Source organism: Ferranicluibacter rubi (assembly GCF_011603255.1).
Classification (GTDB): Bacteria; Pseudomonadota; Alphaproteobacteria; order Rhizobiales; family Rhizobiaceae; genus Ferranicluibacter; species Ferranicluibacter rubi.
Map to the genome: position 1 here is coordinate 506886 of NZ_JAANCM010000002.1, position 21188 is coordinate 528073.

The window sequence follows — 21188 nt, forward strand, 5'->3', positions numbered from 1 at the left end:
ATTTTGTGACGATTCCGCAACACGCGGTTTGAATGGTTTGGTGGCCCCCGCAGGCCCTTGTTTCAGTCTATTTCCCGCCACAAACAGAGAGCATCGATCTCCTGCCGCAGGAAGATGAACCCCGAGCGAACCAAGAGTGCTCCAAGGGGAACAATTTTCGGCAGGTGAAACGAAGTAGTGATGTTTCATGATGTTACATGGCGAACTTCGAGAACATCGACGGGTGGAACCGGTATGGGGAACCCCGGATCTGCAGAGGATCGAGACAGGGCCGCAGTGTCGCCGAAAATCGGCGCTAGCCTGGCTTTGACACTCAAGGAGACGGCAGCCGGCAGCGGTTGCGACAGGGGAATGCGGGCGAGGGGTCGCTGCGGCATTTCGGCAGGCATGGACCGAGTGGGGAAGCGCCGGATCGAACATGAGGCGAGCCGGGTTGAACGGAAGATTTTGACGAATATGCTACGCGAATGCAGGTCGTTGACGTTGGTGGTATTGAGTTTGGCGGCAGCGCTTGGGGCGTCTTGCGGTGCGGTTCGCGCCTTTGACCCCAATGCCGGCGTCACGAAGGAATCCGGTCCGTTCGCACTCTTCAAATTCGGCTTCTCCGCCTACAAGAACGGCCGCAAGGATGAGGCCATCGAGGCTTATCGCTATGCCGCCGAAAAGGGCCATACGGCGTCTCGCTGGGCTCTGGCCAACATGTATGCCGATGGTGACGGTGTCACCGAAAACGACCTCGAAGCCTTCAAGATCTATAGCGAGATCGCCGAGAATGGTGTTGAGCCAGGCTCGCAGGATACGGGCTATTTCGTCAACGCGCTGATCTCTCTCGCCGGCTATTACCGCCGCGGCATTCCCGATACACCCGTTTCCGCCGACCTCAGCCAGGCGCGTCAGCTCTACTTCCAGGCTGCCTCGACCTTCGGTGTCGCGGAAGCCCAGTTCCAGCTGGCCAAGATGCTGCTGTCCGGTGATGGCGGCAGCGTCAATGTCCAGCAGGCCAAGAAGTGGCTGAACCGCGCCCGCAAGAAGGGCCATGCTGGCGCCATGGGCGTCTTCGGCAACGTCATCTTCCAGGAAGGCCAGACCGTTCGCGGCCTCGCCTACATGACGGCAGCGCTCGACCAGTGCTCGCCGAAGGACCGTCAGTGGCTGCAGCCGATGCAGGAGCAGGCCTTCTCGCTTGCCACCGAGTCCGATCGCCGCGTCGCGATCAACATGTCCCACGCCATCCGTCCGGGCGAAGCGGACTGAGCACTCCGTCGCCGCTCAACCGATTCTGAAAAATGCTGTTGAGCGCCGATACGGCGTCACCTCCGTGACCTCCGATCATAACCGTTCGACGCTAGACGTTTCAGGCAGCAACGACGTCGATTGGCGTGAAGTCGAAATGTGCGATGACGGGCACGTGGTCGGACGGCTTTTCCCAAGCGCGGACATGCTTCTCGATATCGGTGGAGATGAGCTTGTCGGTCGCCTCGGGCGACAGCATCAGATGGTCGATACGAATGCCATGGTTCTTGGGCCAAGCGCCGGCCTGATAATCCCAGAAGGAATAGTGCGAGGCGGCGTCGGTCGTGGCGCGAACGGCGTCGGTGAGGCCCAACTGTTCCAGTCGGCGAAAGGCTGCCCGCGTGCGCGGCAGGAAGAGGGCGTCGTTCTCCCAGACGCGCGGGTCCCAGCAGTCATGCGGCTCCGCGATCACATTGTAGTCGCCGGCAAGGATCAGCGGCTCTTCCAGCGTCAGCCGTGATGCCGCGAAGGCCTGAAGACGCTCCATCCAGCTAAGCTTGTAGGTGTATTTCTCCGTTTCCGGCGGGTTGCCGTTCGGGAGATAGAGCGAGCACACCCGGATGACCCCGCCTTCGACGGAAAACACACCTTCGATGAAGCGTGACTGTACGTCCTCGTCATCGCCGGCAAGGCCGTTGGTGATCTCGTCCGGCTTGATGCGCGTCAGAAGCGCGACGCCGTTGAAGCCCTTCTGGCCATGGGTGAAGACATGGTAGCCGAGCGCCTCGATCTCGGCGCGGGGAAAGCCCTCATCGACCGTCTTGATCTCCTGCAGGCAGGCGATGTCGGGTCGGGACTCCTGCAGCCAGGCAAGGAGAGCGTCGATGCGGGCCCTGACGCCGTTGATGTTCCAGGTCGCGATCTTCATGGTCTCTGTCTCCCGTGGCTGCCGCCTCGTCTTAAAGCGCACCGCACGCTTTGACAAACGCGTCGGCGGGAAAATCGTTGTTCCCGGTATCCGATGCCCGTGAGGGTGAGAAGATAGGAGAACGCCAATAATCTCCGGCCTGAGATACACGTTTACCTTCCGATGCGCTAAGTCAGCAGATGACGTCACAGACACGTCACGCCACTGTTGATGAGAAGGGATAGACCGGGGAGCATGATCCAGACGCTTGCCACCTACTGGCCGCACATTCTCGCCGTTCTCTCGGTGCTCATAGGCGTTCCCGCTGCCATCCATGCCACCATGACCAAGGATGAGGTGCGGGCGGCGCTCGGCTGGGTCGGCGTCATCGTTCTCTCTCCGGTCCTCGGCGCCATCATCTATGCCGTCGCCGGTATCAACCGCATCCGGCGCAGCTCCATCGGCCTGCAGCGTTCGCTGCTCAAGGACCGGACGGCCGACGCGCTGCGGCGCTTCGATGTCAACGATGCCCTCGTCGCCGAACACTTCGGTCAGCGCTTCTGCTCGATGAAGGTTCTCGGCGACAAGGTCAGCCGTCACCACATGTCGGCCGGCAACAGAATCGTTATGCTGGAAGGCGGTGACATCGCCTATGCCCGCATGCTGGAGGCGATTGCCGGTGCCACGCGCTCCATCCTGCTGGAGACCTACATCTTCGACCGGGACCCGATCGGCCTGCGCTTTGCCGATGCATTGATTGCGGCCGCCGAGCGTGGCGTTGAGGTACGGGTGCTGATCGACGCGGTCGGTGCGCGCTATTCCGTGCCGAGCATTGTCGGCCATCTGCGCAAGGGTGGCGTGACCACACGGACCTTCAACGGCAATATCGTCATGGGGTTGCGTTTGCCCTATGCGAACCTCCGCACACACCGGAAGATCCTCGTGGTCGATGGCAGTGTCGCCTATACCGGCGGTATGAACATCCGCGCCGGCTTCACATCGGAATTCGCAGCGGGCGAGGAAGCGCACGACACGCATTTCGAGGTGCGGGGTCCCGTGGTCGCCGATCTGCTGCATGTCGCCTGCGAGGACTGGCAGTTCGCCGTTGGCGAGGTGCTGGAAGGCGACATCTGGGGCGTCGATCCGCCGCCGGACAGCGAGCGCAAGTCGCCGATGATCCTGCGCGCCATACCCACCGGGCCAGACCGCGCCAACGAGGCCAATCACAAGATGCTGATGGGGGCGATCTCGGTCGCTCGCAAAAGTATCCGGATCATGTCGCCCTACTTCCTGCCGGATCGGGAACTGGTGAGTGCCTTGGTGACAGCGGCACTGCGTGGCGTCGACGTCGACATCATCGTGCCCGCCGTCAACAATCTGACGCTCGTCGATCGGGCCATGACCGCGCAGTTTGACCAAGTTCTGAAAGGCGGTTGCCGGGTCTGGCGGGCACAGGGCACCTTCAACCATTCCAAGCTGCTGACCATCGATGGACGCTGGTCCTATATCGGTTCCTCGAACATCGATCCGAGATCGCTGCGGCTCAATTTCGAGATCGACCTCGAGGTGCTCGATACGACGTTCGCCGCTGATCTTGAGCGCCGTTTCGAAGCCGTGCGCGGCGCGTCGACTGAGGTGACTCTGGCCGGGCTCCGTGCCCGGCCGTTCTTGACGCGACTTCTCTACCGGGTCTTCTGGCTTGGGTCGCCATATCTTTAATGTATACCTTACAGCAAGTTATACATGTTTTCTGATCTGTTAGATCGAGAAGCTGGTCCCGCAGCCACAGCTCGCAACCGCGTTCGGATTGCGGATCTGGAAGGACTGGCCGAGAAGATTGTCGACGAAGTCGATCTCGGACCCCTCCATATAGACGAGCGACAGGCTGTCGATCAGCACTTTCGCTTCGCCCTTCTCCAGAACGAGATCGTCGTCCGATCCATCGTCGACGAGATCGAACTTATAGGAGAAGCCGGAGCAGCCGCCGCCTTCGACGGAAACACGCATCGCGTGCTTCTCCGCATCGCCTTTGAGAATCGTGCCGATGCGCTTTGCGGCGGAATCGGAGAGAGTAACGGTGGTCTCGGTCATTCTGGTGTCTCCTGCCGGGGTCAAGATCCGGAGAGTTTGTCGCCGCTTACGGCGAAATCTGTATCCATGGTCTGCGCTGCGGCCGCCAACGTCATGATTCTGAACGGATCATGCCGTAGAGTAACAGTCCATGCTTTCATGCGGCCAACACTATAGGTATGAAGGCTTTAAAACCGCGTCAATGGGATGCTGCATGCAAATGGCTTTGGACAAGGATGCACTGGGTTTCGGCACCGGACAACGGGCGATTTTCGCGTCCGATCCCTGGACGAACAGGGGGCGCCTTCACCCCGAGGGCACCAGCACGACGCGTTCCGATTTCCAGCGCGACCGCGACCGTATCGTCCATACCACGGCCTTCCGCCGGCTGAAGCATAAAACACAGGTCTTCATCGCCGCCGATGGTGATCACTACCGCACCCGGCTGACCCACACGATCGAGGTGGCGCAGATCGCGCGGGCGCTTGCACGCGCGATGCGTCTCGATGAGGATCTGGCGGAGGGTGTCGCGCTCGTCCACGATTTCGGCCACACCCCCTTCGGTCACACGGGCGAGGATGCCCTTCAGGACGTGCTCTCCGCCCACGGTGGATTCGATCACAACGCGCAGTCGCTGCGTATCGTCACCAAGCTGGAGCGACGCTACGCCGAGTTCGACGGGCTGAACCTCACATGGGAGAGCCTAGAGGGGCTGGTCAAGCACAACGGACCTCTAACGGGGCCGGCGGCCGATCCGCTCCATCCCGTCGTGCCGCAACCGATCCTCGATTATTGCGCTTTGCACGATCTGGAGCTTGGCACGTTCGCCAGCCTTGAGGCACAGGTGGCGGCCATCGCCGACGATATCGCCTACAACACGCATGACATCGATGATGGCCTGCGCTCGGGTTACCTGACCTTCGACATGCTGGAAGAGATCCCGTTTCTCGCCAGCCTCATGCAGGAAGTCCGGGCGAAATATCCGGGTCTGGAGGCGGCCCGCTTCACCCATGAGATCATGCGCAGGCAGATCACCGCCATGGTCGAGGACGTCATCGGCGTCGCGCAAGGCAACCTGCGCGACATCCGCCCGGAAAGTGCCACCGACATCCGCATGGCCGGACGTGTCATTGCCACCTTTTCTCCCGAAATGGCGGAGACCGACCGGCAGATCAAGCGCATGCTGATGACCCGCATCTATCGCCACGCCGACGTCATGCGGGTGCGCGAGAACGCCGCTAGGATCGTCGTCGATCTCTACCATGCCTTCATGGCCGAGCCGCGCGAGATGCAGACGCACTACTGGATCGATCAGATTGCCGGGCTCGCGGAGCCCGCAAAGGCCCGTCATGTCGCCGATTATATCGCCGGAATGACCGATACCTACGCGATTTCCACGCACCGGCGTTTGTTTGACCACACCCCGGATTTGCGCTAGAGCGCCAGCCACCCGCCCGGTCGCAGATCTTGGTCTGTCAGAGCCGGGCCACCTTGATGCGGACCGCGGCCTGATGAGGCGCGCCCTCCCGGACGATGGATATCATGAACATTTACACCGACCTCGAAGCCAGAGTGAAGAACGTCCTTGAAGCCATTGATCTGGTAAAGGAAAAGCGCTCAGAGGTCGATTTCCAGCGTGTTGCGGTCGAGACTCCGCGCGACCCGAGCCATGGTGACGTCGCCACCAACGCCGCCATGGTGCTGGCAAAGCCGCTGGGTACCAATCCCCGTTCGCTCGCCGAAACCATTGCCGCAGCGCTCCGGGAAGATGCCGATATCGCCGAGGTCTCCGTCGCCGGCCCGGGCTTCATCAACATCCGCCTGTCGGTCGGCTACTGGCAGAAGCTTCTGGCGGCGATCGTCACCGCCGGCGACACCTATGGCCGGAGCCAGGTCGGCGCCGGACGCAGGATCAATGTCGAGTACGTCTCCGCCAACCCGACCGGCCCCATGCATGTCGGCCACTGCCGGGGCGCGGTGGTGGGCGACACGCTGGCCAACCTGCTCGGCTTCGCCGGCTGGGATGTGACCAAGGAATACTACATCAACGATGCGGGCTCGCAGATCGACGTCCTCGCCAAGTCCGCCATGCTGCGGTATCGCGAAGCTCTGGGCGAAACGATCGGGGAGATCCCGGCAGGTCTCTATCCCGGCGATTATCTCGTGCCGGTCGGGCAGGCGCTCGCGGACGAGTTCGGTTCGAGCCTGCTTGGCATGCCTGAAGACGGGTGGATGCCGCTCGTCAAGGAGCGCACCATCGCGGCGATGATGGCGATGATCCGCGAGGATCTGGCCGCGCTCAACGTCCATCACGACGTCTTCTTTTCAGAGCGCACGCTGCATGCCGACGGCGCCCAGCGTATCCGCTCCGCCATCAACGACCTGACGTTCAAAGGCCATGTCTACAAGGGAAGCCTGCCGCCGCCGAAGGGGCAGGTGCCGGAAGATTGGGAAGACCGCGAGCAGACGCTGTTCCGCTCGACGGATGTCGGCGACGATATTGATCGCCCGCTGATCAAGTCCGACGGCTCCTACACCTATTTCGCAGCCGACGTCGCCTATTTCAAGGACAAGTTCGACCGTAACTTCGAGGAGATGATCTACGTGCTGGGCGCGGACCATGGCGGCTACGTCAAGCGGCTGGAGGCGCTCGCGCGCGCCGTCTCCGGCGGCTCGGTCAAACTGACCGTGCTCCTCTGCCAACTCGTCAAGCTGTACCGTAATGGCGAGCCGGTGAAGATGTCGAAGCGGTCCGGCGATTTCGTTACGCTGCGCGATGTCGTGGACGAGGTCGGCCGGGATTCCGTGCGCTTCATGATGATCTACCGGAAGAATTCCGAGCCGCTCGATTTCGATTTCGCCAAGGTCACCGAGCAGTCGAAGGACAACCCGGTCTTCTACGTTCAATATGCCCACGCGCGTTGCCGTTCGATCTTCCGGCAGGCTGCGGAAGCGTTTCCGGATCTCGACCTTGATGCCGTCGACTATACACAGGCCCTGGGGACGCATATCGCGGATCCTAGCGAGTTGCAGTTGGTCGCGAAGCTGGCAGAATATCCGCGGGTGATCGAGTCGGCAGCGCTGGCGCAAGAGCCGCATCGCATCGCATTTTACCTCTATGATCTGGCCAGCGCGTTCCATGGGCATTGGAACAAGGGCAAAGATTTTCCGGGCTTACGCTTTATTAACGATAAAAGTAGAGAATTGAGCCTTGCCAGACTAGGACTGGTGCATGCGGTTGCCTCCGTTTTGAGGTCCGGCCTTGGTATCACAGGGACGGACGCCCCGAACGAGATGCGGTAGCATGTCACCATTTCCCCATATTGGACTGGCACGACCGGCCCGGTATATGTGAGTGGAGCGAATGGCAGACAAACAGTTGGCACGAAGCACGGATGTGGACCCGAACTTGTTCCCGGATGAAGATCCGTTGAGCGAGCTGGCCCGCATCGTCGGCTACGACAATCGTCCCGCCCTGCAACAGCTCCAGGAGCTGGAGCGTCATCGGGAAGCGGTTCGCTACGATCCGATCGTCGATCTGGAAGAAGAGCTGATGCGGGAGTTCGAGGCGTTCGATACGCCGGCGGCCCCTGAGCCTGTCTCGCAGCCTCAGCCCGTTGTAGAGCCCGTCGTCGCTGCTCCCGTGCAGCAGCACCATCAGCCGGTTCAGGCGCAGCCACCCGTTCAGCAGGCGCCGCGCCCGGTTGAGCCGACCTTCGATCCGCGTCCGGAACCCGTTTTCCACGCGCAGCCGGATCCGTCGCTTGACCTCGGTCATGAACTCGAAATGTCGCTCGGCTCCGCGCCGGAGCCGGTTCACGTGCAGCAGATGCCGGTCGAGCCTATTCGCCCCGTGTCGGTTGCAGCCGTTGCGCCCGTTCAGCAGCCTGTGCGTCCTCGGGCCGATCCGTTGCTGGATACGGTCGAGCATTTCGCCGTGCCGAGCACGCCGGTTCGCCCTGCCGTTTCCGCGGAAGCCGCGCGGAAGAACAATTTTCCTTTCACGCCGAATTTCAGCCGTGCGACGCCTGTCGCGCTGAACGGCGGTGCTCCGCGCACCTTCGCAACGCCGCTGGCGCCTGTTGCCGCGGTCGTGCCGACGCCCGTTGCTGCTGCACCCGTCATGCAGGCTCCCGCTCCCCAGGCATTCGTTGCCCCGGTGCCGGTCGCGCCACCTGTGCCGCAGCCGGCTCCGATTGCAGCCGCAGAAGCCGAGCCGGACTTCGACCTCGACGATTTCGAGATCGACCTCTCCGACATCGAACTTGAACTGGATATGGCGACGGAAGAGGTTGCCGCGATCGAAGAGCCGGTCGAGCCCTTCATGGAAGCGGAACTTCCCTTCGATCCCTCGCTGATTGCCGAAGCCGATTATGGCGTCGTTGCGACCGGCGAGATCGATGTACCGCAGCTGCCCGTCATCGAGGAGCAGAACCATCCGCTCGATCCCGGCGACTACGATCTCGATATCGACGCCGAGATGGCACAGATCTTCAGTGCAGGTCGTCAGGCGTCGGAGCGTGGCAATGGTAGCGTCCAGGCCGCAACGGCTGCCGGCATCGCTGGTGCTGCAGCCCCGGCCCGTGCGTCGCACGAAGAGTTCGCCGATTTCGAGCGGGCGATGGAAGAGGACTTCCGCCGCTCGATCAGCCAGCGCCAGGAAGTCATCGGGCAGGGCGACCGCTATGCCGAGCCGACCTATGGCAACGACAACGAAGCCCGCCCGCGCGGCAAGCTGCTCCTTCTCGCCAGTGCGGCTGCCATCGTGCTGATCGCCGGCGGCGTGGGTGCCTATACCCTGATGGGCGGCGTCGGATCGTCCTTTACCAGCGGCGAACCGCAGATCATTCTCGCCGACAAGACGCCGACCAAGATGGTGCCTGTCGAAAAGGGCGGAAAAACCGTGCCGAACCAGGACAAGGCCGTCTACGACCGTGTTGCCGGCGCGCAGGAAGATGCGCCGCAGCAGGGCACGCTGGTTTCCTCCACCGAAGAGCCGATCGACGTCGTCCAGCGCACGCTGACGCCGGAAAGCCTGCCCCTCGAAGGGATGAACGGACTCGACGGCATGTCGCCGGCCGATGACGAGGGCGCAGACCGCCTGATGCCTGACGATGGAGATACGCAGGCAAGTGCCGCGAACGAGGATGCAGCACCCGCCGTCGCGCCGCGCAAGGTCCGCACCATGATCGTCCGGCCGGACGGAACGCTCGTTGCCCGTGAGGATCTTGCCCCGGAAGAGGCAGCGGTCGTTGCCGCTGCGGAGCCGGCGATCAAGACGGTCAAGACCACCGCACTGAAGCCGAACACCCCAGCGCTCGCCACCGCTGCGCAGGATGATGTCGGTGCGCTGGCGGCCGCTGCCAATGCAGCCGTGCCGTCTGCCGAAATCGCTAAAACCCAACCGCTTCCGGAAGCAAAGCCGGTCGAGACGGCGAGGGCGACACGCAAGCCGGTCGACACCTTCGCGACGCCTGCAACAGCGACAACCGCCGTGCCGACGGACGCTTCGCCCGTCCAGACGGCGTCGATCGCCCCCGGCAGCTATGTCGTGCAGGTCGCATCCCTGCCGTCCGAAGCCGAGGCGCAGAAGTCCTACAAGAGCCTCTCCGGCAAGTATGGCAGCGTCATCGCCGGCCGTGGCGTCGATATCAAGAAGGCCGACATCGCCGGCAAGGGCACCTACTACCGCGTCCGCATCCCGGCCGGCAGCCGCGATGAAGCGAACGCTCTCTGCTCGCGCCTGAAAAGTGCCGGCGGCAGCTGCCTGGTCACCCGTTAAGGGTTACACCACGCTTTAAGAAAAGGGCGCGGCTTCGGCTGCGCCCTTGCGCGTTTGGGGGGCGGCGACGAGCAAGGCCGAATCGCAAGCCTCTTGCTCTCCAGCGCGATCCGTCCTTAAACCGAACGCGACGAACGAAAACAAAAGGCATGAGGGTGACGCCATGAGCGGATCGAAAGCATTCATCTCCGGCTGCAAGGGCCTCTCGCTGACCGCCGACGAGAAGGCCTTCTTCGCCGACGAGCGCCCCTGGGGCTTCATCCTGTTCGCCCGCAACATTGGGGACGCCGCGCAGATCTCGGATCTCGTCGCCAGCCTTCGCGACAGCATCGGCAACAGCCAAGCACCCGTGCTGATCGATCAGGAGGGCGGCCGCGTGCAGCGCATTCGCTCGCCGCTTGCCGGCGCCTATCCGAATGCGGCCGCCATCGGCGCCCTGTTCCACGCCGACCCCGAAAAGGGGTTGCGGGCGGCGTGGCTCATGTCGCGTCTCCATGCCTTTGACCTGATGCGCTACGGTATCAACGTCGACTGCCTGCCGGTGCTTGATGTGGCGGCTGACGGCATGAGCGAGGCGATCGGCAACAGGGCTTATTCCTCCGATCCCCAGGCCGTGGCCGCCCTCGGCGCCGCGGCGGCGGAAGGCCTGAAAGCCGGCGGCATGTTGCCCATCATGAAGCACATGCCCGGCCATGGCCGGGCGCTGGTCGATTCGCATCACAAGCTGCCGGTTGTCGACCGCACTTTCGAGGAGTTGGCCGTCAGCGACTTCGTGCCGTTCGTCGCCATGAAATCCGAAGTCATGGCGATGTCCGCCCATATCGTCTTCACGGCGATCGATCCCGATCGCCCTGCGACGACATCGCGGAAGGTCGTGGACGAGGTCATCCGCGGGCATATCGGCTTCGACGGACTGCTGATGTCGGACGACGTGTCGATGAATGCACTTGCCGGCGACATGGAAACGCGGGCGAGGGGCATCGTCGAGGCCGGGCTGGATCTCGTCCTCCACTGCCACGGGATCATGGAGGAGATGCAGGCCGTATCGCGTGTCGTGCCTGTCCTCTCGGGCGATTCCCTCCGCCGCGCAGACATCGCTGCTTCAAGCTTCCGCGAGCCGGACGATGCCGACGAGGCGACGCTGCGTGCCGAGTTCCTGGAGATGATCCCGAGTGTCTGAAGCGTCCCTGTCAGCCGCAACCGTTCTGGATGTCGCCGGATGAGCCCGGCCGATGGTCGCGAGCGCGCGCGCGGCGACGTGCCGATGGATGCGCACTGGCAGGCAGACGAGCGGGCCGTGCATGAGGCGGAACTCGTGGTGGATATCGCCGGCTTCGAAGGTCCGCTCGATCTCTTGCTGCACCTCGCACGAAACCAGAAGGTCGATCTGTCCCGCATTTCCGTGCTGGCGCTCGCCGAGCAGTACATCGCCTTCATCGAGAGTGCCCGCTCGATCCGGCTGGAGCTGGCCGCCGATTATCTCGTCATGGCCGCCTGGCTCGCCTTCCTGAAGTCCCGCCTTCTCATTCCGCAGCCGCACAAGGACGATGGGCCGTCGGGTGAGGAAATGGCCTCAGCACTGGCCTTCCGGCTTAAACGGCTGGAGGCCATGCGGGATGCCGCAACCCGGCTCGTCAACCGCAACCGGCTGGGTCGCGATGTCTTTGCGCGCGGCGCACCGGAGCACATCCCGGTCGAGCGAACCTCCGCTTTCGAGGCGTCGCTTTACGATCTCCTGCAGGCCTATGCGAGCCTGCGCCAGCGTGAGGCGGTGATGCAGGTGACGATCGAGCGCCGGCAGGTCTGGTCGCTCGCCGATGCGCGCCTCATTCTCGCGCGGCTGATGGGTGGCCTGTCGGACTGGACGGTGCTCGATGATTATCTCCTGCGCTATGTCGGCGATCCCCGCCAGCGCGTGAGCGCCATCGCCAGCGCCTTTGCCGCCTCGCTGGAAATGGTTCGCGAGGGTCGGCTGGAGATCCGGCAGGACGAAGCCTTCGCGCCCATCTACGTCCGGCTCGGGGAAAACCCGATGACCGAGGACGAGATCGCAGAACTGGAAGCGCGCAATGGCTGAGGTCCACGGGGACGACGCCCTTGTTCGCGAGAGAGACGACGCGCATCGGGCCGACGAACTGGAGCGGATCGCCGAGGCTCTGGTTTTCGCCGCAGCCCAGCCCGTCTCGGAAACTTATCTCGCCCAGCGCTTGCCGAGCGGCACGGATGTTCGCAGCATCATGCTGCGCTTGAAGGCCTTCTACGCGACGCGTGGCGTCAACCTCCTGCAGGTCGAGGATCACTGGGCGTTCCGCACCGCGGCCGATCTCTCCTTCGCCCTGTCGTCGGATGCGCAGGAGGTGCGCAAACTCTCGCGCGCTGCGCTCGAAATACTCTCCGTCATCGCCTACCATCAGCCCGTTACGCGCGCCGAAATCGAAGACATCCGCGGCGTGCAGACCTCCAAGGGTACGCTCGACGTATTGATGGAAGCCGGATGGGTGCGATTTCGTGGGCGCCGCCGGACGCCCGGCCGACCGGTAACCTTTGCGACGACACGCGATTTTCTCGACCATTTCGGTCTTGAGGAACTGCGCGACCTGCCCGGACTGGAGGAGCTGAAGGGCGCAGGCTTGCTTGCCGGCCGCATCCCGCCCAACTTCCATGTCCCCTTGCCATCCGGCAACGACGACCTGTCGGATGACGAAGATCCGATTACCGCCCTCGATCTGGAGGAGCTCGGCCTTCTCCCGCCGAGCGGCGACGAGCCTGCCTGATATTCACCGTGATCGGCAGTGTGATGCTCTCGCGGGATTGAACAGCGTGAGCATTGCGTGACATCACCGTTTCCTTTAGATCTTTGCCCGAAAAGCAGGATTGCGTTTCCTCAGGGAGAATCGCATCGGCCGACAAAGACGAGGGCTGAGAGCAGGGCGGTGATGCTGGCTTGAAAGCTTGATAAAGTGGAATAGGGCAGGCAGGCCATCCCGGATGGGTTTGTCGGATTTGCAGGGAGTTTTAAGAGAATGGGTTCATTCAGCATCTGGCACTGGCTCATCGTGCTCGTCGTCGTCCTGCTGCTCTTCGGTCGCGGCAAGATCCCGGAATTGATGGGCGATGTCGCCAAAGGCATCAAGAGCTTCAAGAAGGGCATGACCGACGACGAGACGGATGCCGCCGACAAGCCGGGTTACGACAAGCCCGGCTACGACAAGGCCCCTTATGACAAGGGCGCCCCTATCGACCCGCGGACCGTCGAACATAAATCCGACGAAGTCCGCTGATCAGCCAGTCTGGACGCGCAGCACACGCCGCGCGTCCCATCATGATGTGCGGAGTTCCTGAGTATGCTTGACGTCGGCTGGACCGAGCTTGTTGTCATTGCCATCGTCCTGATCATCGTCGTTGGCCCGAAGGACCTGCCGCCGATGCTCCGGACCTTCGGCAAGATGATGTCGAAGATGCGTGGCATGGCCACCGATTTCCGCCATCAGTTCGACGAGGCTCTGCGTGAGGCGGATCTCGACGATGTGCGCAAGACGCTGAGCGACGCGCAGAAACTCAACCCGGCAAACAGCCTGCGCGAGGCGATGAACCCGCTTCGCCAGATGGGCAACGACATCAAGGCTGACCTGCAGAAGGCGACCCGCCCGGATGAAAAGCCGGCCGCCGTCGCTTCGGACATTCCGCCGGCCCCGGAGATGGCGGCATCGGTTGCGATACCAGCCGAACAGCCCGCGGTTGTCACAAACGGCGTCACTCCGGCCGCAGGCGCAACGGATACCGTCGCCTCCGCCCCGGTTACTCCCGTTACGTCCTCCCCCCTTGCCACCGACACACGCGTTGAGACCAAGCCCCGCAAGCGCTCCGTAAAGGCAGAAGCTGGGAACGCGGAAGCCGGTGCTGTCAATGGCGTCGCGGTGGCATTGCCGCGGAAGAAGTCGGCAAAGGCCCCGGGTGACACCACGACGGCCAAGCCCCGCAAGCGCGCCTCTGCGCCGATCGGCGATGCCGATGTTGCGGAGATCGGCGCGAAGTTAGCCAAGCGGAAGAAGACGGTGAAAGCCGACGTCCCGCTTAATACACCGATGACGCCGAAGAGCGGAGACGATGCATGAGCGCCGATATCGAAGACAAGCCTCAGCCGCTTCTCGATCACCTCATCGAGCTGCGCACCCGCCTGATCTGGGCCGTCGGCGCCTTCTTCGTAGCCTTCCTGGTGTGCTTCTTCTTCGCCAAACAGATCTTCAACATTCTTGTGCAGCCCTACAAATGGGCCGTGTCCTGGGCAGGGCTGGATCACCGCGCGGCCGGCCTGATCTACACGGCGCCGCAGGAGTTCTTCTTCACGCAGATCAAGGTGGCGATGTTCGGCGCTTTGGTCATCGCTTTCCCGATGATTGCGACGCAGCTCTACAAGTTCGTCGCGCCCGGCCTCTACAAGAACGAGCGCGCCGCGTTCCTGCCGTTCCTGATCGCATCGCCGCTGCTGTTCCTGCTCGGTGCGGCGCTCGTCTACTTCTTCTTCACGCCGATGGTGATGTGGTTCTTCCTGAACATGCAGCAGGAAGGCGGGCAGGGCGAAGTCTCGATTCAGCTCCTGCCGAAGGTCTCGGAATATCTGAGCCTGATCATGTCGCTGATCTTCGCCTTCGGCCTCGTCTTTCAGCTGCCGGTCATCACCACGCTTCTAGCGCGTGTGGGGTTCGTCACGGCCGATACGCTGGCGGCCAAGCGCAAATACGCGATCGTGATCTCGTTCATCGCCGCGGCCATCCTGACGCCGCCGGATCCCGTCTCCCAGATCGGCCTTGCGATCCCCGCGATCCTTCTCTACGAGATTTCCATCTATACGGCCCGACTCATCGAGCGCCAGCGCGCCAAAGATGCGGCGTCGCGGGAGCTTGCGGAAGCCGACGAGAAGACGGATTGATTCTCTATCAGGAGATCCGGTGGTCTTCACGCGGCTCGGAAGGTCCTCGGCGTCTTCGTCCGCGTCCTTTGCGGAATGTCGGGTCTCTCACGTCCGGAGACTGATCGATGCTCGATATCAAATGGGTGCGGGACAATCCCGAAGCGCTCGACGCAGCACTGGCAAAACGCAGCGCTCCTGCGCAGGCAGCAAGCCTGATAGCGCTGGATGAGAAGCGGCGCGGCCTCGTGCAGGCTCTGCAGGACATGCAGTCCCGTCGCAATTCCGCATCGAAGGAAATCGGCGCGGCGATGGCGCAGAAGAACGCCGAGCTTGCCGATCGCCTGAAGGCCGAGGTGGCCGAGCTCAAGACCGCGATGCCGGCGCTTGAGGACCAGACGCGCACGGTCGATGCCGAACTTCTCGACGTCCTCTCCCGCCTCCCCAATATCCCTCTGGAAGATGTACCCGTCGGCGCTGACGAGCACGCGAACATCGTTACCCGCACCATCGGTGCGCGTCCCGGCTGGAACCACAAGGCGCTGGAGCATTTCGAAATCGGCGAAGCGCTCGGCTACATGGATTTCGAACGTGCGGCCAAGCTGTCCGGCTCTCGCTTCACGGTGCTGACCGGCCCGCTGGCGCGCATGGAACGCGCGCTCGGCCAGTTCATGATCGATCTCCACACCGGCGAGCATGGCTACACCGAGGTGTCCTCGCCGCTGATGGTGCGTGACGATGCCATGTTCGGCACCGGTCAGCTTCCGAAATTCTCGGAGGAGCTCTTTCGCACGACCGATGGCCGCTGGCTGATCCCGACGGCCGAGGTGACGCTGACCAACCTGGTGCGCGAGGAGATCGTCGAGGCCGAAAAACTGCCGCTGCGCTATACGGCGCTGACGCCGTCTTTCCGCTCGGAAGCCGGTTCCGCCGGTCGGGATACCCGCGGTATGCTGCGCCAACACCAGTTCTGGAAATGCGAGCTCGTGTCGATCACGGACGCCGAGACGTCGATCGATGAGCATGAGCGTATGACCGCTTGTGCGGAAGAGGTGTTGAAGCGTCTCGGCCTGCATTACCGCGTCCTCACGCTCTGCACCGGCGACATGGGCTTTGGCGCCCGCAAGACCTACGATCTCGAAGTCTGGCTGCCTGGCCAGAATACCTTCCGCGAGGTCTCCTCCTGCTCCGTCTGCGGCGATTTCCAGGGCCGGCGCATGAATGCGCGCTACCGCTCGAAGGACGAAAAGGCGCTGAAGTTCGTCCACACGCTGAATGGTTCGGGCACCGCCGTCGGCCGCGCGCTGATCGCCGTTATGGAAAACTACCTGAACGAGGATGGTTCGGTCACCGTGCCCGACGTTCTCCAGCCCTATATGGGCGGGCTGACCCGGATCGAAGCGGCGCGTTGATGCGTGGCAACGCGGCCACCGACCGGGCGCCGCGTTGCCGATGAAGGGGGAGGACGGGCGCATGGCGACACGATTGCTGGAGCAGGAGGGGTTTGCGGCTCTGGTCCTGCGTCTGCGTGCCGAAAGCATTACCAACAAAGGCCTGCTGAACGCCGTCGAGGAAACGCCACGCACCCTGTTTGCGCCTGCCCCCTACCAGAAGGAGGCGCTCTCCTCCCGCATCGTCCCGCTCGACTGCGGATCCTTCATGGAAGGCTTCGACTTTGCTGTGCGTACCTTGCATGCCCTTGGCGTAAAGCCCGGGCAGCGTATTCTCGAGATTGGCACCGGCAGCGGCTTCACGGCGGCCGTCATGGGGCGGATCGCCGAGCGCGTCCTGAGCTATGAGCGCTACAAGACGCTGGTGATCAATGCACAGGCGAGCCTCGACAAGGCCAGCATCCGTAACGTCATCGTCCGGCAGGCCGATGGCAGTGCCGGCTTGGTGGGCGAGGGGACCTTCGACCGCATCCTTGTGACCACCGCTTTCGACAGCCTGCCACGCGTGTTCTCCGACCATCTCGTCTCCGGCGGCGTCCTGCTCGTGCCCATCATGGTCAGCGAAACCGAATGCCGCATGGTGCGCCTTACCCGGACCGGAAGCCGCTTCGATCGCGAGGATCTGTTCGAGGCGCCATACCTCCCGATCGTCCCCAAAATGGCGGCATTTCTCTAGAATCACGACGCTTCCCCGTTGCACGACGGGCCGGGTCATCCGCATTCATTCGCAACGTCTTCAACAGTCTTTTGGCAATTCAATGGGTTAACGCAGCATTAACCTGATCCAGCCTCGCGCAAGCCTTGGGATCTACCCCAGAGGGAGACCTCACAGAGCTTTGCAGAGGTGCAGGCTCCCAAGGCGTTGAGGCGCAAGGAGCGTATCCATGCAGATTGCAGGCAAGACCATCACCGCGACCAATGATACCGGCCAGCGCAATGTGCGTCCGCAGGTCCAGGTTCGGCCGGATGTGGACAGCCGTGACGCCCCGGTTCCCGCGGTCGTCATCGGCGGCAATTACGACCCGTCCTCCCGCGTCTCCCTTTCCGCTGAAACCTTGCTCTTCCTTTCTCGAACGCGGCGGGCCCAGGAAAAATATCCGCCGCTGACGCGCGACGAATGGAACAACAAGCTCTCGCCGCAGCTTGCCGCCCGCGAGTACCAGGCCTTCGGCAAGTATGGGGAAACCGGCGACTACAAGGCCTATTACCGCGGCTTCATCGACTATTACGACAACCTGCGTCCAGACGATCAGCACAGCCTTCGCTATTTCGGCACCCGCGACGCCGCTGTCGCAGGGCTGCGCTCCATGGAGTACGAGGATGAGTCGGGCCTCGATGCGGCAGGTGGTTTCCAGACGCTGGTCGATGTGCTTTTGGACGGAGAGAAGCCCACGCCATCGGATCAAGCCGGCGATGCGCCGGGCGTGATGATCACGGGCGACATGTTCGGTTGGGACAGTGGCTCGGTCTCCTACGAGGACGTCACCGAAAGCCGCGCCGAACATTCCGAGATCGAGCGCTTCTACCGAGAAAGCTTTTGATCTTTCTGTGGATTCCGACGATCGCGATCATCACGCACACGGTTAAAACCACAAAGGATGACTGGGTCTTAACCCGCCGGTAACTCTAATACGTTTTAATAAACCTACATCGGGGCTGTGTTCCAAGTAGGTAAGCGTCATGCGTTTGAGTGTATCGTCATCTGTTCATAAATCGGTCATCCGTCTGGGAGTGGCCGTTCTCCTGGCGAGCGCGGCGAGTGGCTGCAGTTCGGACTCGTCCCGGTTCGGAGGGTTGTTTTCCCGCTCGTCCGACCTGACGACAAATTCCATTCCCAGCGCTTCCGTGCCGGTTCCGCGTGGAGACGTCGACGGCAGCGGCAACATGCCGCCCATGTCGAACACCCGCCAGGCGGCGGTCAGTCAGTCTTTCCCGGATCCGGTCAATGCGACGCCGGTGTCCCGCACACGCGTTGCCTCGACGCCAATGAATGTTCAGCGGACGACCCTTGCTGAGCCGACCCGTCGTCCGAGCGCTCAACCTTTCCCGTCTGAAGCGTCTTCCGCACAGCGCGGCGCGCCGGCACTGGCGACACCCGATCCGGTGAATACCGCGACCGTTCGTTCGTCCAGCGGCTGGTCCACCGTTAATGCTCCGGCTGTGCTGATGCGTCAGGGCGATACGACGGCATCTTTGGCAACCCGCTTCGGCGTGCCGGAAAAGGAAATCCTGAAGGCCAACGGCCTGAAGCGCGGCTCCGACGCCGAGCCGGGTCAGCGCATTCTAATCCCCACCTACGGTGCGGCCGGCAGCGCTGCCAAGGCATCGGCGTCCCAGGCTGCGACGGCCCTTGATGTCGATAAGCAGAAGAACAAGCCGGTCCTGCCGGAAAACCGCGACGTCGCCATCCTGCCGACCCAGACGCAGAGCCGCGAAAAGGGCTCGACCGCGAACGGCACCACGGCCGGCAAGCAGCCGGTGGCCGGCGAAGGCGACAAGGCAGGGACCTACACGGTGAAGGCAGGCGATTCGCTGAATCGCATCGCCAAGGCCAATGGTGTCTCCGTCGATCAGCTGCGCGCTGAAAACGGCCTGACGAATGGCGCGATCCGTGTCGGCCAGGCTCTGAAGCTGCCGAAGACGACCTCGGTTGCCCGCAATACGGCCCAGCCCGGTACCGACGACGTCACCACGGCATCCGTCGCTCCGAAGGCTGCGGCCCCGAAGGTTGAGCCGAAGACGGCAAAGGTCGAACAGGCCAAAGCCGATGCGTCCAAGCCGACGGAGTATACCCCGGCCGTTGCCAAGCAGTCGGTCAATGAGGTCGCCGCCAAGGATGATGGTTCCGATGCGCCGAAGGCAACCGGCATCAGCAAGTATCGCTGGCCGGTGCGCGGTGCGGTCGTTGCTGGCTACGGCGCCAATGTCGAGGGCAACCGCAATGACGGCATCAACATCTCGGTGCCCGAGGGGACCCCGATCAAGGCAGCCGAAAACGGCGTGGTCATCTACTCCGGCAGCAGCCTGAAGGAACTCGGGAACGCAGTTCTCGTGCGTCACGACGACGGCACGGTCACCGTCTATGGCAACGCTTCCGAGCTGAAGGTGCAGCGCGGCCAGAAGATCCAGCGCGGCCAGACACTTGCAGCATCCGGCATGAGCGGCACCGCGACCCAGCCGCAGGTGCACTTCGAAGTCCGCAAGAACGCGACGGCTGTGAACCCAGCGACCTATCTCGAATAGGGCGTTTCTTTCCACGGACTGAAAACAAAAAATCCCCGGCTTGCCGGGGATTTTGCATATCAGGATTTGTGTCGCTTATTGCGCTGGCTTGCCATTGTCGGTATCCGCAATCCGCGTGCGCGTCCGGCCCGCGAGATCCTGAATGAACTGCCAGGCCACACGACCGGACCGCCCGCCGCGCGTCGTGCTCCATTCGAGTGACTGCGCATGCAGCTCTTCCCGGTAGATCGCGATGGCGAAATGCCGGGCATAGGCGTCGATCATCGCGAGATAATCCTCCTGGCTGCACTTGTAGAAGCCGAGCCACAGACCGAATCGATCCGACAGGGAGACTTTCTCCTCCACCGCCTCCGAAGGGTTGATCGCCGTCGAGCGCTCGTTTTCCATCATGTCGCGGGGCAGGAGGTGGCGGCGGTTCGAGGTTGCGTAGAGGAGCACATTGCCCGGACGCCCTTCGATGCCGCCGTCCAGCACGGCTTTCAGCGATTTGTACGAGGTGTCGTCATGATCGAACGACAGGTCGTCGCAAAAGACGATGAAGGGAACGGATGCCGCCTTTAGGATCTCCATGAGCTGCGGCAGGGTAGCGATATCCTCGCGGTGCACCTCGACCAGCTTGAGCGGAACGCCCGTCCGCTGGAGGACGGCGGCGTGCACGGACTTCACGAGCGACGACTTGCCCATGCCGCGCGCACCCCAGAGAAGCACGTTGTTTGCCGGAAAACCTTCTGCAAAGCGCAGCGTGTTGTCGAGAAGGATATCGCGCACATGATCGACGCTCTGGATGAGGGAGAGATCGATCCGGTTCGGCCGCGCGACGGGCTGCAGATGGGCCCGCGCCGGCGCCCAGACGAAGCATTCCGCGGCGTCGAGATCGTTGACCGCAGGGGCAGGGCCCGCAATACGCTCCACCGCTGCAGACAGTCGGCGAACCTCGTCCATCAGCCGTTCGAGTGTCGCTTCGCTCATGTCGGTCTCCTCCGGTCCGCTGTGCCTTGAGGTGCGCTTGCACCTGATCCGGCTGCGCTAACACGCGTCTTGATCTGGGGAAAGGTCACTTGGCGGCCGAAAAGTCCTTCTGCGCCGGGATAAACTATGCGAGAGGCAGGGTTCGGCGCGTTGCAATCGCAGCGGCCATTCTTATAGTGCGGCCATTCCGCGAAAGGGCGTTCCGCCCATCCGGCCGCAATTGTTGTTATTTGAGGAGTGATCGATGTTCATTACGGAAGCTTTCGCGCAGACGCCAGGTGCAACCGGCGCCGGCAGCGCGGACATTCTCATGTCCATCCTGCCGTTCCTGCTGATCTTCGTCGTGATGTACTTCCTGATCATCCGTCCGCAGCGCACGGCGCTGAAGCGTCGCGAGGAACTGCTGAAGAACATCCGCCGCGGCGATCAGGTCGTCACCGGCGGTGGCATTGTCGGCAAGGTCACGAAGGTCATCGACGACGGTGAGCTCGAAGTGGAAATTGCTGACGGCATCAAGATTCGTGTGGTACGCAGTGGTGTGACCGAAGTCCGCGTCAAGGGCGAACCCGTAAAGGAATAACGGGCCGCTGCGGCAAAGACGACGATCCGATCGATCCACTGCGA

19 protein-coding genes are annotated in these 21188 nt (G+C 62.6%); 16 read left to right on the top strand and 3 right to left on the bottom strand.

Going from position 1 to position 21188, the window contains the following annotated elements; all coding sequences use genetic code 11:
- Nucleotides 1–456: 456 nt before the first annotated feature.
- Nucleotides 457–1254, top strand: coding sequence for an exopolysaccharide production regulator ExoR (gene exoR / locus G8E10_RS06325; protein ID WP_110798839.1), 798 nt, complete (start codon nucleotides 457–459; stop codon nucleotides 1252–1254).
- A 100-nt stretch (nucleotides 1255–1354) separates the two neighbouring features.
- Here the strand turns inward: exoR and xth are convergent, their stop codons facing one another.
- Nucleotides 1355–2161: an exodeoxyribonuclease III gene (xth, locus tag G8E10_RS06330; protein ID WP_132663343.1), complete on the bottom strand. Its 807-nt coding sequence runs from the start codon at nucleotides 2159–2161 to the stop codon at nucleotides 1355–1357.
- A 234-nt stretch (nucleotides 2162–2395) separates the two neighbouring features.
- On the opposite strand from xth, the gene G8E10_RS06335 reads away from it, so the two are divergent.
- Nucleotides 2396–3859 (top strand): phospholipase D-like domain-containing protein, encoded by a 1464-nt coding sequence (locus G8E10_RS06335; protein ID WP_167127863.1) that lies wholly within the window; start codon nucleotides 2396–2398, stop codon nucleotides 3857–3859.
- Nucleotides 3860–3898: 39 nt separating this feature from the next.
- On the opposite strand, the gene erpA is transcribed toward G8E10_RS06335, so the two are convergent.
- On the bottom strand, nucleotides 3899–4231 hold the full coding sequence (gene erpA / locus G8E10_RS06340) for an iron-sulfur cluster insertion protein ErpA (protein WP_110732429.1): 333 nt from the start codon (nucleotides 4229–4231) through the stop codon (nucleotides 3899–3901).
- A 199-nt stretch (nucleotides 4232–4430) separates the two neighbouring features.
- On the opposite strand from erpA, the gene G8E10_RS06345 reads away from it, so the two are divergent.
- From G8E10_RS06345 to G8E10_RS06405, 13 genes are all read left to right on the top strand, one after another.
- On the top strand, nucleotides 4431–5648 hold the full coding sequence (locus G8E10_RS06345; protein ID WP_132449313.1) for a deoxyguanosinetriphosphate triphosphohydrolase: 1218 nt from the start codon (nucleotides 4431–4433) through the stop codon (nucleotides 5646–5648).
- Between the two features lie 104 nt (nucleotides 5649–5752).
- The gene (gene argS / locus G8E10_RS06350; protein WP_167127866.1) at nucleotides 5753–7513 is read left to right on the top strand and encodes an arginine--tRNA ligase; all 1761 of its coding nucleotides are present in this window, start codon (nucleotides 5753–5755) and stop codon (nucleotides 7511–7513) included.
- Between the two features lie 127 nt (nucleotides 7514–7640).
- Nucleotides 7641–9992: an SPOR domain-containing protein gene (locus tag G8E10_RS06355; RefSeq protein WP_425530820.1), complete on the top strand. Its 2352-nt coding sequence runs from the start codon at nucleotides 7641–7643 to the stop codon at nucleotides 9990–9992.
- A gap of 163 nt (nucleotides 9993–10155) precedes the next feature.
- Nucleotides 10156–11172 (top strand): beta-N-acetylhexosaminidase, encoded by a 1017-nt coding sequence (gene nagZ, locus G8E10_RS06360; RefSeq protein WP_167127872.1) that lies wholly within the window; start codon nucleotides 10156–10158, stop codon nucleotides 11170–11172.
- 39 nt (nucleotides 11173–11211) lie between these two features.
- The gene (locus tag G8E10_RS06365) at nucleotides 11212–12069 is read left to right on the top strand and encodes a segregation and condensation protein A (RefSeq protein WP_167127875.1); all 858 of its coding nucleotides are present in this window, start codon (nucleotides 11212–11214) and stop codon (nucleotides 12067–12069) included.
- The gene (gene scpB, locus G8E10_RS06370; RefSeq protein ID WP_110807505.1) at nucleotides 12062–12766 is read left to right on the top strand and encodes an SMC-Scp complex subunit ScpB; all 705 of its coding nucleotides are present in this window, start codon (nucleotides 12062–12064) and stop codon (nucleotides 12764–12766) included. Before G8E10_RS06365 ends, scpB begins: the two co-directional genes overlap by 8 nt.
- Nucleotides 12767–13015: 249 nt before the next feature.
- On the top strand, nucleotides 13016–13273 hold the full coding sequence (locus tag G8E10_RS06375; RefSeq protein ID WP_110729710.1) for a twin-arginine translocase TatA/TatE family subunit: 258 nt from the start codon (nucleotides 13016–13018) through the stop codon (nucleotides 13271–13273).
- A gap of 63 nt (nucleotides 13274–13336) precedes the next feature.
- Entirely contained in the window at nucleotides 13337–14107 is a 771-nt protein-coding gene (gene tatB / locus G8E10_RS06380; RefSeq protein WP_281517425.1) for a Sec-independent protein translocase protein TatB, read from the top strand.
- A complete protein-coding gene (gene tatC, locus G8E10_RS06385; protein WP_110729711.1) occupies nucleotides 14104–14922 on the top strand; it encodes a twin-arginine translocase subunit TatC in 819 nt (272 codons plus the stop codon). Before tatB ends, tatC begins: the two co-directional genes overlap by 4 nt.
- A 107-nt stretch (nucleotides 14923–15029) precedes the next feature.
- Nucleotides 15030–16313: a serine--tRNA ligase gene (gene serS / locus G8E10_RS06390; protein WP_167127878.1), complete on the top strand. Its 1284-nt coding sequence runs from the start codon at nucleotides 15030–15032 to the stop codon at nucleotides 16311–16313.
- 61 nt (nucleotides 16314–16374) lie between these two features.
- The gene (locus G8E10_RS06395) at nucleotides 16375–17028 is read left to right on the top strand and encodes a protein-L-isoaspartate(D-aspartate) O-methyltransferase (RefSeq protein WP_167127881.1); all 654 of its coding nucleotides are present in this window, start codon (nucleotides 16375–16377) and stop codon (nucleotides 17026–17028) included.
- A 208-nt stretch (nucleotides 17029–17236) separates the two neighbouring features.
- Nucleotides 17237–17893 (top strand): biotin biosynthesis protein BioC, encoded by a 657-nt coding sequence (locus G8E10_RS06400; protein WP_281517426.1) that lies wholly within the window; start codon nucleotides 17237–17239, stop codon nucleotides 17891–17893.
- 139 nt (nucleotides 17894–18032) lie between these two features.
- Nucleotides 18033–19595 carry a peptidoglycan DD-metalloendopeptidase family protein gene (locus G8E10_RS06405; RefSeq protein ID WP_167127884.1) on the top strand — a complete coding sequence of 521 codons (1563 nt, stop codon included), beginning with the start codon at nucleotides 18033–18035 and terminating at the stop codon, nucleotides 19593–19595.
- 75 nt (nucleotides 19596–19670) lie between these two features.
- Here G8E10_RS06405 and G8E10_RS06410 read toward each other — a convergent pair whose 3' ends face one another.
- Nucleotides 19671–20564 (bottom strand): ATP-binding protein, encoded by an 894-nt coding sequence (locus tag G8E10_RS06410; protein WP_167127887.1) that lies wholly within the window; start codon nucleotides 20562–20564, stop codon nucleotides 19671–19673.
- Nucleotides 20565–20808: 244 nt separating this feature from the next.
- On the opposite strand from G8E10_RS06410, the gene yajC reads away from it, so the two are divergent.
- Nucleotides 20809–21144 (top strand): preprotein translocase subunit YajC, encoded by a 336-nt coding sequence (gene yajC, locus G8E10_RS06415; RefSeq protein WP_092987599.1) that lies wholly within the window; start codon nucleotides 20809–20811, stop codon nucleotides 21142–21144.
- The last annotated feature ends 44 nt before the right edge of the window (nucleotides 21145–21188 follow it).